This window comes from Agromyces bauzanensis, assembly GCF_014645655.1.
Lineage (GTDB): Bacteria > Actinomycetota > Actinomycetes > Actinomycetales > Microbacteriaceae > Agromyces > Agromyces bauzanensis.
On sequence record NZ_BMMD01000003.1, the window covers coordinates 91,951 to 106,431 of the forward strand.

At 70.8% G+C, this 14,481-nt stretch carries 15 protein-coding genes; 5 read left to right on the forward strand and 10 right to left on the reverse strand.

The annotated features are described in order from the left end of the window. Nucleotides 1–25 precede the first annotated feature (25 nt). From IEX31_RS04250 to mftA, 9 genes are all read right to left on the reverse strand, one after another. Nucleotides 26–1,006, reverse strand: coding sequence for a vWA domain-containing protein (locus IEX31_RS04250; RefSeq protein WP_229662101.1), 981 nt, complete (start codon nucleotides 1,004–1,006; stop codon nucleotides 26–28). A gap of 6 nt (nucleotides 1,007–1,012) precedes the next feature. Continuing rightward, on the reverse strand, nucleotides 1,013–1,948 hold the full coding sequence (locus IEX31_RS04255) for an AAA family ATPase (RefSeq protein WP_188742201.1): 936 nt from the start codon (nucleotides 1,946–1,948) through the stop codon (nucleotides 1,013–1,015). Nucleotides 1,949–1,960: 12 nt separating this feature from the next. After that, nucleotides 1,961–2,794 (reverse strand): mycofactocin-coupled SDR family oxidoreductase, encoded by an 834-nt coding sequence (locus IEX31_RS04260; protein ID WP_188742202.1) that lies wholly within the window; start codon nucleotides 2,792–2,794, stop codon nucleotides 1,961–1,963. A 31-nt stretch (nucleotides 2,795–2,825) separates the two neighbouring features. Next, nucleotides 2,826–3,659, reverse strand: coding sequence for a mycofactocin-coupled SDR family oxidoreductase (locus IEX31_RS04265; protein WP_188742203.1), 834 nt, complete (start codon nucleotides 3,657–3,659; stop codon nucleotides 2,826–2,828). A 34-nt stretch (nucleotides 3,660–3,693) separates the two neighbouring features. After that, complete coding sequence (locus IEX31_RS04270; RefSeq protein WP_188742204.1) at nucleotides 3,694–4,512, reverse strand: mycofactocin-coupled SDR family oxidoreductase; 819 nt, start codon at nucleotides 4,510–4,512, stop codon at nucleotides 3,694–3,696. A 93-nt stretch (nucleotides 4,513–4,605) separates the two neighbouring features. After that, nucleotides 4,606–4,719: an SDR family oxidoreductase gene (locus tag IEX31_RS19395; RefSeq protein WP_308423469.1), complete on the reverse strand. Its 114-nt coding sequence runs from the start codon at nucleotides 4,717–4,719 to the stop codon at nucleotides 4,606–4,608. A 188-nt stretch (nucleotides 4,720–4,907) separates the two neighbouring features. After that, nucleotides 4,908–6,287 (reverse strand): mycofactocin radical SAM maturase, encoded by a 1,380-nt coding sequence (gene mftC / locus IEX31_RS04280; protein ID WP_188742205.1) that lies wholly within the window; start codon nucleotides 6,285–6,287, stop codon nucleotides 4,908–4,910. Next, nucleotides 6,284–6,565 (reverse strand): mycofactocin biosynthesis chaperone MftB, encoded by a 282-nt coding sequence (gene mftB, locus IEX31_RS04285; RefSeq protein ID WP_188742206.1) that lies wholly within the window; start codon nucleotides 6,563–6,565, stop codon nucleotides 6,284–6,286. Before mftB ends, mftC begins: the two co-directional genes overlap by 4 nt. A 3-nt stretch (nucleotides 6,566–6,568) precedes the next feature. Then, complete coding sequence (mftA, locus tag IEX31_RS04290; protein ID WP_188742207.1) at nucleotides 6,569–6,679, reverse strand: mycofactocin precursor MftA; 111 nt, start codon at nucleotides 6,677–6,679, stop codon at nucleotides 6,569–6,571. Between the two features lie 95 nt (nucleotides 6,680–6,774). Between mftA and mftR the strand changes: the two genes are divergently transcribed. The 5 genes from mftR (at nucleotide 6,775) to IEX31_RS04315 (ending at nucleotide 12,029) form a co-directional block, all read left to right on the forward strand. Beyond that, nucleotides 6,775–7,416 carry a mycofactocin system transcriptional regulator MftR gene (gene mftR, locus IEX31_RS04295; protein ID WP_188742208.1) on the forward strand — a complete coding sequence of 214 codons (642 nt, stop codon included), beginning with the start codon at nucleotides 6,775–6,777 and terminating at the stop codon, nucleotides 7,414–7,416. 4 nt (nucleotides 7,417–7,420) lie between these two features. Beyond that, a complete protein-coding gene (locus tag IEX31_RS04300; protein ID WP_229662102.1) occupies nucleotides 7,421–9,112 on the forward strand; it encodes a GMC family oxidoreductase N-terminal domain-containing protein in 1,692 nt (563 codons plus the stop codon). A 47-nt stretch (nucleotides 9,113–9,159) separates the two neighbouring features. Beyond that, a complete protein-coding gene (locus IEX31_RS04305; protein WP_188742210.1) occupies nucleotides 9,160–11,262 on the forward strand; it encodes a RecQ family ATP-dependent DNA helicase in 2,103 nt (700 codons plus the stop codon). Nucleotides 11,263–11,364: 102 nt separating this feature from the next. Then, the gene (locus IEX31_RS04310) at nucleotides 11,365–11,619 is read left to right on the forward strand and encodes a ribbon-helix-helix domain-containing protein (RefSeq protein ID WP_188742211.1); all 255 of its coding nucleotides are present in this window, start codon (nucleotides 11,365–11,367) and stop codon (nucleotides 11,617–11,619) included. Beyond that, a complete protein-coding gene (locus tag IEX31_RS04315) occupies nucleotides 11,619–12,029 on the forward strand; it encodes a type II toxin-antitoxin system VapC family toxin (RefSeq protein WP_188742212.1) in 411 nt (136 codons plus the stop codon). Before IEX31_RS04310 ends, IEX31_RS04315 begins: the two co-directional genes overlap by 1 nt. Nucleotides 12,030–12,261: 232 nt before the next feature. On the opposite strand, the gene paaZ is transcribed toward IEX31_RS04315, so the two are convergent. Then, the gene (gene paaZ, locus IEX31_RS04320) at nucleotides 12,262–14,343 is read right to left on the reverse strand and encodes a phenylacetic acid degradation bifunctional protein PaaZ (protein WP_188742213.1); all 2,082 of its coding nucleotides are present in this window, start codon (nucleotides 14,341–14,343) and stop codon (nucleotides 12,262–12,264) included. Nucleotides 14,344–14,481: the final 138 nt, after the last annotated feature.

Here is a 14,481-nt window from a genome sequence, read left to right on the forward strand (position 1 = left end):
CTCTCTCCTTCTTCAAGTCCTCGTCTCATCCGCCGAAGATCTGACTCACGGCGGGCGCCACCCCGCGGTAGTCGTGCACCACGTGCAGGGTACCGCGTCCGATGCGGGCGAGGTCGCGGCCGAGCTCGACGTCGCGCTCCCCGCTCGCATCGAGCAGGACGTCGAGGCGCGGGAGCCGCCCGGCGAACGGCCGAGGATCCGGCCCGGCGTTGTGCACGCAGTCCGACAGGAGGATCACGCGCGCATCCCGCACCGGGGCACGGGCGAGCTGCTTGGCCGCGAGCTCGAGCGGGAACGCCATGTTCGTGAGCCCTCGCGCCGGGATCCGCATGATGGTGTCGAGCAGGTCCATGGGTTTCACGGGCTCGCCGAGGTTCAGCAGGATCGCGGCATCCGACCAGAACGCGATCACCGCGAGGTCGTCGTGCTGGAGCTCGCCCGCGAGCGCTCCGACGGTCGCCGCGGCCGTCGCCACCCGCTCGCCCTTCATCGAGCCCGACACGTCGACCGCGAGCACCACCGAGCGCTTCGTTCGGATGCGGTCGCGCACCACGATGTCCTCGTCCTCGGGCAACGGCCGCTCGGCGAGCACCTCGATCGTGCGATCGAGGTCGATCTCGTCGGAGCCGCCGCGGTACGGCATGCTGCCGAGGTCGCCGAGTCCGCGCCGGCTCGTCGCGTCGCGACGCGGCCGAGGCACCGCGAGGCGGGCCGCGATCTGGCGGGCGCGGGCGCGGACCGCCGGGTCGACCGCGGCATCCGTCTCGGGCACGACGACGGACGCCTCCTCGTCGGTGAACCCGGGCGCGGCACTGCCGGGCATCGGCTTCGCCGCCGCGCGCCCGCCCTCACCGCTCCGGCGCAGCAGCATGCCGCCGCCGGCACCGGCCGTGGCATCGAACACCGTCGGTTCCTCCTCGAGACGCTTCGGGGTGCGCCGCAGCGGCTTCCCGCTCGCACCGCGCCGGTCGGGCCGCTCGCGCTGGAGCGGGGAATCCGCCGGCACGGCTCTTCATCCGGGCGCCGCTGCGTGCGGCTCCAGGATGAACCGGTCCTCCCAGATCTCGCGCAGCACCCGCTCCGGCGTCGTCTCGATCGCCTCGTCGAGGTGGATCCGCCCCGAGAGCGACACGATCATCGCGTCGAACACGAGCTCGGGGTACCGCTCGTCGTCGGGTGAGCGGAGGTCGCGAAGCTCCGCGAGTTTCGTGGCCACGAGCACGCAGTCGATCGCGCCGCGCACGCTCGAGCCCTGCTTCAGGTCGGGATGCCGGCGGGTCGCCCGCGTCACGGCGACGGCGTCAGCGATGAGCCGCTCGCCGAGCTCTCCCTGCGCCGCAGTGCGCAGGGCGACGATGCGCTGCTCGCTCGGGGTGTCCTGGTAGTCGACGGAGAGTCGGTTCAGCCGGTCGTGCACGCTGGTCGACAACCGCGTCGTGCCGACGTTGTCGTACGGGTTCATCGACGCGATCACGCGGAACGTCGGTTTCGCATGGATGCGACCGACGCGTGGCACCGCGATCGACCGGTCCGCCATCGCGGTGAGCAGCGTGTTGAGCGTGTCCTCGGGCGCGCGGTTGAACTCCTCGATGTAGAGGAACCCGCCCTCCTTCATCGCCTCGACGAGCGGCCCGGCGACGAAGTTCTCGGCGCTGTAGTCCTCCTGCAGCACCCGGGCCGGATTGTGGTGGCCGACGAGCTTCGCGGGCGTGAGATCGGCATTGCCCTCGACGAAGAGCAGCGGGATGCCCCACTCCTCCGTGATCGCCGTGAGCATCGTCGTCTTGCTCGTGCCGGGCGGCCCCTCGAGCAGGATGTCGCGCCCGGCCGCCACGGCCGCGAGCGTGAGCTCGAGCTCACGCTCTCGGCCGACGATGCGGGACGCGATGCGCTCGCGGTTGGCGGCGAGGCGGCTCGCCCCGGTGTCGGCTCGTGCGAGATCGGTCACGTACGTCTCCTCCTACTTGGCGGTACTCCCGGCATCGACGGGCAGCATGATCCCGGTGACGTAGCGGGCCTCGTCCGAGGCGAGCCACAGTACGGCGTTCGAGATGTCGACCGGCTCGACCCACGGGATCGGGAGCGCGTTCATGGCGCCGAACCGCTCGCCCATGACCTCCCTCGTCCGCGCCGCCGCCTCCAGGTCCGGCGCGAACAGCGCGTACATCGCCTCGTTCTGGACCATGTCGGTGTCGACGCTGGTCGGGTGCACGGTGTTGACGCGGATCATGTCCGGCGCCAGCTCGAGTGCGAGTGTCCGCATGATCCCGATGACGCCGTGCTTGGCCGCCACGTAGTGGATGAAGTTCGGGAACGCCTTGATCCCGGCCGTCGAGCTCGTGATGATGATCGACCCGCCACCCGCGGCCCGGAGGTGAGGGATGGCGGCCTTCGTCGTCAGCCACACGCCTTTCAGATTGACGTCGATCATCTCGTCCCAGGCCTCCTCCGTCATCTCCTCGGCGGCCGCGCTGGAGAAGATGCCGGCGTTCGCACTGACGATGTCGAGCCGGCCGAGCTGGGCGACCCCCTCATCGAGCGCGCCCTTGAGCGCACCGTAGTCGCGGACGTCGGCCTCGCTCGCGACGATGCGCCGGTCGAGCGCCTCGACCTGGCGGACCGTCTCGGCGAGGTCTTCGCTCGTCGCTCCCTTGTAGGGCACCGTGGGTAGCTTGCGTGCGATGTCGATCGCGATGATGTCGGCGCCTTCCTTCGCCATGCGGATCGCGTGCGAGCGTCCCTGACCGCGCGCCGCGCCCGTGATGAACGCGACCTTTCCGTCCAGTCTTCCCATGATCTTCGACCTTTCCTTGTTGCTATCGCGTCTATTTCGCAATCGCGCCGGCGTCGACCGGCAGGGTGATCCCCGTGACATAGCGCGCCTCGTCGGAGGCGAGGAACAGCACGGCATTCGAGATGTCGACCGGCTCGACCCACGCGATCGGCAGGGCGTTGATCGAGACCGCCGCCGCCTTGAAGTCCTCGACCGTCGGGTTCTCCAGGTCGGGGCGGAACAGCCGGAAGGTCGCGTCGTTGTTGACCATCGGGGTGTTCACCACCGTCGGGTGCACGCTGTTGACCCGGATGAAGTCCGCCGCGAGCTCGAGCGCGAGGGTGCGCATGAGGCCCACGAGGCCGTGCTTGGCCGAGACGTAGTGCGCGAGGTTCGGGAACGCGAAGAGACCGGCGTCGGAGCTCGTGATGATGATCGACCCGCCGCCGGACGTCTTCAGGTGCGGGATGGCGACCTTGCAGGTGCGCCAGACGCCGCTGAGATTGATGTCGATCATGTTCGACCAGTCGTACTCGGGGATGTTCTCGCCCGTGTTGTACGTCCCGGCGATACCCGCGTTCGCGGCGACGATGTCCAATCTGCCCAGCTCTGCGACGCCCTCGTCGACCGCGGCCTTGAGCGCGTCGAAGTCCCGCACATCGGCCTTCCTCGCGACGATGCGCCGGTCGAGGGCTTCGACCTGGCGCACGGTCTCGGCCAGGTCCTCCTCGGTGGCCGGCGGATACGGGTTCTCGGGCAGCGCCTCGCAGATGTCGATCGCGATGATGTCGGCGCCCTCCTGCGCGAGGCGGATCGCGTGCGAGCGGCCCTGACCGCGCGCCGCGCCCGTGATGAAGGCGACCTTGCCTTCGACTCTTCCCGTCATGATCTTTCCCTTCCGGACGACGCGGAGCGCGACGTCACTTGTTGACCAGGAAGCCCGCGTCCACGGGCAGGGTGACGCCGGTGACGTAGCGAGCGGCATCCGAGACCAGCCAGAGGATCGCGTTCGAGATGTCGACCGGTTCGATCATCGGCACCGGCAGGGCATTGGCCATGGCGTTGCTCATCGCCGGATCGGCCTGCATGAGCTCCTGTATGGCATCGTTGACGACCATCGGCGTGTTGACACCGGTGGGGTGCACCGTGTTGACACGGATGCTGTGCTTGGCCAGCGAGTTGGCGTACGAGCGCATGAGCCCCACGACGCCGTGCTTGGCCGCCGTGTAGCCGCGCCCGCCCGGGTTGTCGCCGCCGATTCCGGCGAGGCCCGCGGTCGAGCTGGTGAGCACGATCGCGCCGCCCTGGCCGCGTTCGATCATCGACGGGATCGCCACCTCGACGGTGTGGTAGACGCCCGTGAGGTTGACATCCAGCACATCCTGCCACTCTCGCGGATCGGGATTCATGCTCAGGGGGAAGATCCCGGCGTTGGCGAGCACGATGTCGACCGGGCCGAGCTCGGCCACGCCCGCGTCGAGCGCTGCCTGCAGCGCCGACCGGTCGCGCACGTCGGCCTCGACGGCGTGGATGCGACGGTCCAGCGCCTCTACCTGCCGCACCGTCTCCTGCAGGTCGTCGGGCGTTGCCATCGGATAGGGGACGGTGTCGATCTGTGCGCAGATGTCGATCGCGATGATGTCGGCGCCCTCCTGGGCGAGCCTGATCGCGTGCGACCGGCCCTGTCCGCGTGCGGCTCCGGTGATGAAGGCGACCTTGCCTTCGAGCTGACCAGTCATGGATGACTCCTTCGTTCTCGTGTTCCTGATGGCGGTCGGGGTTGGTATGGAGTGGGCTCGGCTACTTCACCGGGTCGGCGTTGTAGCCGGGCATCAGCAGGTGACCGGCGTCGACGGGGATGGAGACGCCCGCGTCAGGATGGCCCCGGGATGGATCGAGTTCACGCGGATGCCGTACTGCGCGTACTCGAGCGCGAGCGTCTTCATGAGCCCGACGACGCCGAACTTCGAGGAGCAGTAGTGCGCGTAGCTGCGTGAGCGTGTCGATGAGGACGACCTTTCCGTCGAGCATTCCCATGACTCGTTCCTCCTGTCGCCGGGAACGCCGACCCTCCTCGTGCAAGCGACACCACCGACCGCGACCGCGCCATCGCGGTCGTCGAGGCGAGTCGGTCCTACGCGAGTCCGGTGCGGATGTCTCCCTGGTGGCGCCGGTCGGCGCCGGGTTCCTTCGTTGCGAAGTCGTCGTTCCGTACGAAGTCGTCGGCGGGGCGCGCCGTGAAGCCGGCGAGCGGATCCTCCGCGCACGCGCTCACGGGCGCCGCCTGGAGGTCCTCGCGGCGCGCGAGCGTGAGCCGCACCGGCCCCATGCCGGTGGGCGGACGCGGCGGCGACGTGCGGTGCGAATGGTCACTCGAGTGCACGGGCAGGCTCAGCTTGTCGGCGCGGTCCTTGAGCAGCTGCTCGCCGTAGCCCTGCACGCACTCGGGGTCGGGCCCGTCGAGCGGCAGGCCGGTGAAGAACTTCGCGGCCATGCACCCGCCCTTGCAGGTGTCGAAGAACTGGCACGACGTGCACGCGCCGCCCGACTGCGGTTCGCGCAGCCGGGCGAACAGCTCCGACTCGCGCCAGACCGACTGGAAGCCGCCCTCGCCGCGCACGTTCCCCGCGAGGAACTCGTCGTGGATCGCGAACGGGCACGCATACACGTCGCCGATCGGGTCGATGAGGCAGACCACCCGGCCGGCGCCGCACAGGTTCAGACCGGGCAGCGCCTGCCCGTAGGCGGAGAGGTGGAAGAACGAGTCCCCGGTGAGCACGTTGTCGCCGTGCGCGACGAGCCAGTCGTACAGCTCGCGCTGCTGCGCCTGGGTGGGGTGCAGCTCGTCCCAGACATCCGCCCCGCGACCCGACGGGCGCAGGCGGGTGAGCCGCAGCTGAGCACGGTACCGGTCGGCGATCGCCTTGAACTCGTCGAGCTGCGGGATGTTCTGCCGGGTGCAGACGACCGAGATCTTGAAGTTCTTCATGCCGGCGTCCGACAGGTTCTGCAGCGCACGCAGCGCGGTCTCGTACGAACGCGGCCCGCGGACGACGTCGTTGACCTCGGCGGTGGCGCCGTCGAGCGAGATCTGCACGTCGACGTAGTCGTTCGCCGCGAGCTTCGCTGCGACCTCGGGCGTGATCTTCACACCGTTCGTCGAGAACTTCACACCCACGTGGTGCGCGGTGGCGTAGTCGACGAGCTCCCAGAAATCGCTGCGCACCGTGGGCTCGCCGCCGCCGATGTTCACGTAGAACACCTGCATGCGCTCGAGCTCGTCGATGACGGTCTTGCACTCCTCGGTCGAGAGCTCACGGGGATCACGTCGACCCGAACTCGACAGGCAGTGCACGCACGACAGGTTGCACGCGTACGTGAGCTCCCAGGTGAGGCAGATCGGAGCATCGAGGCCGCGCTCGAAGTGGTCGACCAAGCGCATCGAGGCCGGCGGCGGCGCGGTCACCGTGGTGCCCCGAGCCTGTCGAAGGGCGGATTCCTGTACGAGGGTCATGCCGCACGCTCCACGAGCATCTTCGAATCGGCGAGCGTGCCCAGCGCCCGGAGGTAGGTGGGCAGGTGCTCGTCGGCGACACCGGCGGCTTCGCAGGCGGCACGTGCGGTCGCGGCATCCGACAACCCCTCGACCACCGTGAGCAGCGTGCGATCCTTCAGGAACGACAGCTTGCGGGTGCCGAAGTGGTAGAGCAGTGCGCCGAAGGGCTCTGGCCGCACCGAGACCTGCGGATGGAGCTGCCAAGCGGATTCGGGATCTACCCCGTGCACGGCCATGCGTCAGTACACGCCGCACATGCCGTCGATCGAGACCTCCTCGACGAGTGAATCCGTCTCGATCACGTCCTCGATCTCACTCTGCGGTTCGACGAGCTGGTCGGTACGAGTCATGGGATGCTCCTCATGTGCGATCGCCACCCTTGGCGATCTCGGTGATGAGTACGACACTAATGACACTCAGTGCCGTTGGGAAGGGGGTTGCGCCCATGACGCTCGGCAGCGAGGACGCAGTGGCCCGGCCGAGGCTCGGACGCGCGCCGTCGACGACCCACGCCGAGATCAGCCACGTGGCCCTCACGCTGTTCATGGAGCGAGGATTCGACCAGACCACGATCGACGACATCGCCCGCGAGGCCGGCATCGGCCGACGCACGCTGTTCCGCTACTTCCCCTCGAAGAACGACCTGCCGTGGGGCGACTTCGGCCCTCTCCTCGACCGCATGCGCGAACAACTGTCGGGGATGCCCGACGACATCCCGATGATGGAGCAGCTGCGCATCGCGGTCGTCGAGTTCAACCGGGTGCCCGAGGAGGAGTGGCCCTACCATCGCCGCCGCATGGAGCTGCTGCTGCACGTGCCCACGCTCCTCGCCCACTCGACGCTGCGCTACGCCTCGTGGCGGCGGGTCGTGGCCGAGCATGTCGCCCGCCGGCTCGAGCTGCCGGAGCAGGACCTCATTCCGCAGACGATGGCGTGGACCTGCCTCGGCGTCTGCCTCGCGGCGTACGAGAAATGGCTCGATGACGGCGCGGCGCCGCTGCTCGACCTCCTCGACGAGGCGTTCCGGCTCATCGACGAGCGCATCGACACCAAGGTGGTGCAGGCGCACCGGGGCGCACGGGGATGACCCGGTGACCGGTGCCGGGGCCGCCCGCACGACCGTCGTGGTCGGCGCCGGCGCCGCCGGCGCGGCGCTCGCGGCCCGGCTGAGCGAAGACCCCGATCACCGGGTGATCGTGCTCGAGGCAGGGCCGGTACCCCGCTCGCGGGGGCAGTTCCCGCCCGAGCTGCTCGACGCGTCGACGGTGCAGGGCGCGATGCCGGGGCATCCGGCGAACTGGTCGTACCTCGGCCACCTCACCCCCGACCTGCCGTACACGATCGCCCGCGGCCGCACCATCGGCGGCTCGTCGACCATCAACGGCGGCTACTTCGTGCGCGCCCGCCCCGAGGATTTCGCCAGGTGGGCGGATGCCGCGGGCCCCGACTGGAGCTTCGAGCGTGTGCTTCCCGTGCTGCGCGACCTCGAGCGCGACCTCGACTTCGGGGCGGGCGAGTTCCACGGCGACACCGGGCCGATGCCCGTGCGCCGCGCGGCGCAGTCGAACCCCGCCGCCCGCGCCTTCACGGCCGCGGCGCTCGAGCTCGGCTTCCGGGCCGAGCCCGACAAGAATGCGCCCGGACCGGCCGGCGTCGGCCCCGTGCCGCAGAACGTCGTCGACGGTGTGCGCATCAACACGGGCCTCGCCTACCTCGATCCCGTGCGCGACCGTCCCAACCTCGATGTGATCGGCGGATGCCGCGTGCGGCGTGTCGTGTTCGACGGCACGCGGGCGGTCGGGGTCGAGGTGGCTGGGGGCGGCGGCCCCGGGGCATCCGGTCGTGCCGATGCATCCGGCGCATCCGGTCGGGTGATCGAGGCCGACGAGGTCGTGCTGTGCGCGGGCGGCATCGGCACGCCGCACCTGCTGCTCGTCTCGGGCGTCGGACCGGCCGAGCAGCTGCACGCGCACGGCGTGCCCGTCGTTCGCGATGCGCCCGGTGTCGGCCACGCGTTCAGCGATCACCCCGACCTGTCGGTCGGCTGGCGCGCCCGGCGCGAGGTCATGGACCCGCGCACGCCCGAGACGTTCACGACCGCGCTGAACTTCGCATCGCCCGGCGGGGACCCGGCGGGCGACCTCGAGATCATGGTCGCGGTCAAGACGATGAACCACCTGCTCATGGGCTCGCGCGGCGTGGTGGCCGGCGGTGCCCGGGCGGCGCTGCGGCATCCGATCGCCACCGTGCGGGCCGTGCGCGGCGCGTCGCTCTCGCGACTGCGGGAGCAGGCGGCGCACGGACGCGACCTCGTGCTGCTCGTGGGGCTGCAGGGCGAGGAGGCGCGCGGCTCGATCACGCTCGAGTCGGCCGACCCCGCGGTGCATCCGCGCATCGACTACCGGTACCTGTCGACCGCGCACGACCGGGAGCGGATGCGGCTCGGCATCCGCACGGCCGTGGCGCTGCTGCGCACGCGCGCCTTCGCCGACCTGTTCGAGCGGCTCACCGAACTCGACGACCCGACCCTCGACGACGATGCCGCGCTCGATGCGTGGATGCTCGCGCATCTCGGCACCGCGATCCACCTGTGCGGCAGCACGCCCATGGGACCGGCCTCCGACCCGGGCGCCGTCGTCGACCCCCTCGGGCGCGTGCGCGGAGTGTCGGGGCTCCGCGTCGCCGACACGTCGATGCTGCGGGATGCCCCGTCGCGCGGACCGGCCGCGACCGCCGTGCTCATCGGGGAGCTCGTCGCGCGCTTCATGCGGCGCGGCGACTGAGTTGGCACGGGCAGGCGAATGTCAGCGGGATCGGCAAGAGTGGGGGCATGACGCTCGCCGCCCCATCCACCGACCTCCGCGCCTCCGCGCTGGCCGCGCTGCGCGAGCTCGTGGGCCGCGGCGACGGGGAGTTCCACGACGGTCAGTTCGAGGCGATCGAGGCACTCGTCGCCGGGCGGCGTCGGGCGCTCGTGGTGCAGCGCACTGGCTGGGGCAAGTCGGCGGTGTACTTCGTGGCGACGCTGCTGCTGCGACGGCAGGGCGCCGGACCCACGGTGCTCGTGTCGCCGCTCCTCGCGCTCATGCGCGACCAGATCGCGGCGGCCGAGCGCGCCGGGGTGCGCGCCGTCGCCATCAACTCCACGAACCCGCACGAGTGGGCCGACGTGCAGGCGCGGCTCGCCGCCGACGAGGTCGACGTGCTGCTCGTATCGCCCGAGCGGCTCAACAACCCGGCGTTCCGCGAGCAGCAGCTGCCGGCACTCGTGCGCCGCATCGGCATGCTCGTGGTCGACGAGGCGCACTGCATCAGCGACTGGGGTCACGACTTCCGGCCCGACTACCGGCGGCTGCGCGACCTCATCGCCGAGATCCCAGCGGGCGTGCCGGTGCTCGCCACCACGGCCACGGCGAACAGCCGGGTGGTGGCGGATGTCGCGGAGCAGCTCGGCTCGTCAGGCGACGTGCTCACCATTCGCGGGCCGCTCGCCCGTGCATCGCTGCGACTCGGTGTACTGCGGCTGCCCGATGCGCCGACGCGGCTCGCGTGGCTGCTGAGCCATCTCGACGACCTGCCGGGATCGGGCATCATCTACACGCTCACGGTCTCGGCGGCGAACGACACGGCGCGGCTCCTGCGCGAGCGAGGGCACAGCGTGCGCGCCTACACGGGCCAGACCGATCCCGACGAGCGCGAGGAATCCGAGGGCATGCTGAAGCGCAACGAGGTCAAGGCCCTCATCGCCACCAGTGCACTCGGCATGGGGTTCGACAAGCCCGACCTCGGCTTCGTGCTGCACCTCGGCGCTCCGTCGTCGCCGGTCGCGTACTACCAGCAGGTCGGCCGAGCCGGTCGCGCGAGCGAGAGCGCCGACGTGCTGCTGCTGCCGGGCACCGAGGACCGCGCGATCTGGCACTTCTTCGCGACCGCGTCGATGCCCGACGAGGAGCGCGCCCGCCGCGTCATCGACGAGCTCTCCGACGTGCCGCTCTCGACGCCCGCGCTCGAGGCTCGCGTCGATATCCGGCGCACGCCGCTCGAGCTGCTGCTCAAGGTGCTCGACGTCGACGGCGCCGTGCGACGCGTGCAGGGCGGATGGGTCGCAACCGGCACGCCGTGGACCTACGACGCAGAGCGCTACGAGCGCATCGCCGCCGAGCGCGAGGCCGAGCAGCAGCACATGATCGACTACGAGCAGGCCGACGGGTGCCGCATGGAGTTCCTCCAGCGCTCGCTCGACGACGACACGGCGGCGCCATGCGGTCGGTGCGACACCTGTGCGGGAGCGTGGTACCCGGGCGAGCTGGCCGAGGGCGCCGCGGCCGCGGCATCCGTGGCCCTCGACCGCGTCGGCGTGCCGATCGAACCGCGACGCGCATGGCCCACCGGAGCCGACCGGCTCGGCGTTCCCGTGAAGGGGCGCATCGCACCGGCCGAGCAGGCCGGCGAGGGTCGCGGGCTCGCCCGGCTCACCGACCTCGGCTGGGGCGGTACGCTGCGTGAGCTCTTCGCCGCGGGCGCGCCCGACGCGCCGGTGTCGCCGCAGGTGCTCGCGGCGTGCGTGCGCGTGCTCGCCGAGTGGGGCTGGGCCGAACGGCCGGTCGCGGTCGTGTCGGTGCCGTCGCGGTCGCGCCCGCTACTCGTGGACTCGCTCGCACGCGGGCTCGCCGAGGTCGGGCGGCTTCCGTACCTCGGCGCCCTCACCCCCGTGGGCGGCGGGCCCACGGGTCGGCCCGGCGGTAACAGCGCCTTCCGCTTGGCCGGCGTTTGGGAGCGGTTCGCCGCCGACGGGCTGGATGTGCCGCCTGGCGGCGTGCTGCTTGTCGATGAGCTGGCCGACAGCCGCTGGACGCTGACCGTGGCGGCTCGTGCCCTGCGCGCGGCGGGCGCCACCGAGGTGCTGCCGTTCGTGCTCGCGCTGCGCGGCTGAGTCGCTCGGTGGTCGAGGAGCGAGCGCCGGCGAGCGTATCGAGACCACGTCGAGTTCTCGATACGGCCCTGGCCGACCCGGTACCGTTTGGTACCATCGATCATGGCGGTGAACCTGAGACTGACACCTGAGATCGCGGATGCCCTTCGTGAGCGCTCCCGCGCGAGTGGCGTGAGCCAACAGGAGATCCTCCGCCGGGCGATCGAGCGCTATCTCGAAATCGAAGCCCGATCTGCGTCGTCGTATCGGGCGAGCCTCATCCCCCCGCGCAGGCCGTTCCAGGAGAGTGAAGAGCAGCTCGTCCTCCCCATCGGCGTCAGCTCCGAGACGCTCCTCGACCGCGACGACCGACTCTGATGTTGGTCTACGTCGACAGCAGCGCATTGCTCAAGCGCGTCGTGGCCGAGTCGGAATCCATCGCCATCGGCGCCGCCCTCGGCGCGGCCGCCCGAACCGGCACCGTGCTGGCCTCGTCGACGCTCGCATGGGTCGAAGTGACGCGCGCGCTTCGGAGCCGCCTCGACACCGTCGATCCCCGACTCATCGGCCGGCTGAGCGACAGTGCCCTCTCAGGCGTGCAGGAAGCCCAGATCACTCCAGAGGTGACCGCGGTGGCCCGCCGTATCGGCCCACCGACGCTTCGCTCGCTCGACGCGATCCACCTCGCCACCGCCACGCTCCTCGAGGCCGATGAGGTGTGGGCGTACGACCGGCGCCTCCTCGACGCCGCTGACGGGCTCGGGCTCGTCACTGCGTCACCCGTCTGACGGGTCTGCCGTTCTCGATGTTTCCGTAGCCGCCGCCGGGGTGGCCCGCCGGCTCGCACCGTGCGGGCCACCGCGGTGCTCGAGTCGACCACCTCCACCGCACCGCGGTATCGCCTGTACGCGCTCGCGACCGAGCCGCCGAAACCGGTCGAGTAGCGCCGCAGGCGCGTCTCGAGACCCTCGTGCACGGGTCTCGATCCGCCGCTTCGCGGCACCTCGACCACCGGGGCCGTCACACGGCCGCCGGCGCGAGCTCCTTCGCGACGAGCGTGAGCACGTCGTAGGTCGCCACGATGGCGTCGTCCTGGTTCTTCAGCACCGCGTCCCAGCGCACCTCGCCGTACTCGTCGGTCTCGCGCGGCGAGATCTCCTTCGCCGTGAGCTCCACGCGGATCGAGTCGCCGGGCGACACGGGCGTGATGAAGCGCAGGTTCTCGAGGCCGTAGTTGGCGAGCACCGGGCCGGGCGCCGCGTCGACGAACAGGCCCGCGGCCCACGACACGAGCAGGTACCCGTGCGCGACGCGGCCGGGGAAGAACGGGTTGGCGGCGGCCGCCTCCTCGTCCATGTGCGCGTAGAACGTGTCGCCGGTGAAGTTCGCGAATGTCTCGATGTCCTCGAGCGTCACCGTGCGCGACTTGCTCACCACCTGGTCGCCGATGCGCAGTTCGGCGAGCGACTTCCGGAACGGGTGCACGCCGCCCGGCTGCGAGGCCGCACCGGTGTGCCACACGCCCGTGAGTGCGGTGAGCATCTCGGGCGAGCCCTGCACGGCGGTGCGCTGCATGTGGTGCAGCACCGCGCGGATGCCGCCGAGCTCCTCACCACCGCCGGCGCGCCCGGGTCCGCCGTGCACGAGGCTCGGCAGCGGCGAGCCGTGGCCGGTCGACGAGCGCGCGTCGTCGCGGTCGAGGAAGAGCACGCGACCGTTGTACGCGGCGATCCCGCCGGCGAGGGCCACCGCCACCTCGGGATCGTGCGTCGCCACGCTCGTCACGAGCGAGCCGCCCCCGCGCGCCACGAGTCGCACGGCGTCGTCGACCGTGTCGTACCCGACGATCGACGCGACGGGCCCGAACGCTTCGACCTCGTGCAGCGCGGGGCTCGAGGCATCCGTGAATCTCAGCAGCATGGGGGCGACGAAGGCGCCGTCGGACACGTCGGCGGCCTCGCCGTCGGCACGCATGACGCTCGGGGCATCCATCGATCCGATCACGAGCTCGCCGCCCGCGGCCTCGAGCTTCCCGACCTGCCGCAGCACCTCGTCACGTTGCGCGACCGACGCGAGCGGACCCATCGTGACGCCCTCGACTCGCGGGTCGCCGAGCACGACGCGCTCCTGGATGCGCGCACGCACCGCGTCGATCACGGCGTCGACGGATGCCGCGGGCACGACCGCGCGGCGGATGGCCGTGCACTTCTGCCCCGCCTTGCTCGTCATCTCGACGACGAGCTGCTTGACGTACGCGTCGAACTCCGGCGTGCCGGGCACGGCATCAGCGCCGAGCACCGACGCGTTGATCGAGTCGGTCTCGCTCGTGAATCGCACGCCACCGGTCTGCACCGAGTCGTGCGCGCGCAGGCGCTCGGCGGTCGACGCCGACCCCGTGAATGCCACGAGGTCGCCGAGCCGCAGGTGGTCGAACAGGTCGGGCACGCTGCCCGACACGAGTTGCAGCGAGCCCTCGGGGAGCAGGCCCGACTCGACCAGGATGCGCACGAACGCCTCGGCGAGGTAGCCGGTGGGCGTCGCGGGCTTCACGAGCGTGGGCACGCCCGCCAGGAAGGCCGGTGCGAACTTCTCGAGCGAGCCCCACACGGGGAAGTTGAAGGCGTTGATCTGCACGGCGACACCGGGAAGCCGCGAGTAGATATGCCGACCGAGGAATGAGCCGTCCTTCGAGAGGCTCTCGACATTGCCGTCGACGTACACCTTCGCGTTCGGCAGCTCACGGCGGCCCTTGCCCGAATACGTGAAGAGCACGCCGAGGCCGCCGTCGATGTCGACCCAGGAGTCCTGCTTCGTCGCACCGGTACGGCTCGAGAGCTCGTAGAGCTCGGCCTTGCGCTCGGTGAGCGCGAGCGCCATCTGCTTGAGCAGCACGGCGCGCTGGTGGAAGGTCAGCTCGCCCAGCGAGCGCTGCCCCACCGTGCGCGCGTACTCGAGGGCCGCGCCGAGGTCGAGCCCCTCGGTCGAGACGCGCGCGACCACGTCGCCGGTCGACGCGTCGCGCACCTCGACGGCGGATGTCGCGGCCGCGGCATCGGGGGTCCACCACTCGCCGTTCACATAGCTCGGCAGGATCTCGGTCATCATGCTCCTTTCAATGGGGAGCCCGGTGCTCCCCTGCGCCACGTCGCCGCGCGGTGCGCCACTTCATGTGGCGCAGAGGTTGCGAAAGTGGCGCGGTCCGTGTGGGTCTTGGATGTGTCGAGGTGGTACGTGGGGGTG

Excerpts from the sequence above, each read along its gene's own strand:
- IEX31_RS04315 (WP_188742212.1), top strand. The coding sequence starts at position 11,619 with ATGTTGGTCTACGTCGACAGCAGCGCATTGCTCAAGCGCGTCGTGGCC.
- paaZ (WP_188742213.1), bottom strand. The coding sequence starts at position 14,343 with ATGACCGAGATCCTGCCGAGCTATGTGAACGGCGAGTGGTGGACCCCC.
- mftR (WP_188742208.1), top strand. The coding sequence starts at position 6,775 with ATGACGCTCGGCAGCGAGGACGCAGTGGCCCGGCCGAGGCTCGGACGC.
- IEX31_RS04260 (WP_188742202.1), bottom strand. The coding sequence starts at position 2,794 with ATGGGAAGACTGGACGGAAAGGTCGCGTTCATCACGGGCGCGGCGCGC.
- IEX31_RS04305 (WP_188742210.1), top strand. The coding sequence starts at position 9,160 with ATGACGCTCGCCGCCCCATCCACCGACCTCCGCGCCTCCGCGCTGGCC.
- IEX31_RS04265 (WP_188742203.1), bottom strand. The coding sequence starts at position 3,659 with ATGACGGGAAGAGTCGAAGGCAAGGTCGCCTTCATCACGGGCGCGGCG.
- mftC (WP_188742205.1), bottom strand. The coding sequence starts at position 6,287 with ATGACCCTCGTACAGGAATCCGCCCTTCGACAGGCTCGGGGCACCACG.
- IEX31_RS04270 (WP_188742204.1), bottom strand. The coding sequence starts at position 4,512 with ATGACTGGTCAGCTCGAAGGCAAGGTCGCCTTCATCACCGGAGCCGCA.
- mftB (WP_188742206.1), bottom strand. The coding sequence starts at position 6,565 with ATGGCCGTGCACGGGGTAGATCCCGAATCCGCTTGGCAGCTCCATCCG.
- IEX31_RS19395 (WP_308423469.1), bottom strand. The coding sequence starts at position 4,719 with ATGAAGACGCTCGCGCTCGAGTACGCGCAGTACGGCATCCGCGTGAAC.
- mftA (WP_188742207.1), bottom strand. The coding sequence starts at position 6,679 with ATGACTCGTACCGACCAGCTCGTCGAACCGCAGAGTGAGATCGAGGAC.
- IEX31_RS04310 (WP_188742211.1), top strand. The coding sequence starts at position 11,365 with ATGGCGGTGAACCTGAGACTGACACCTGAGATCGCGGATGCCCTTCGT.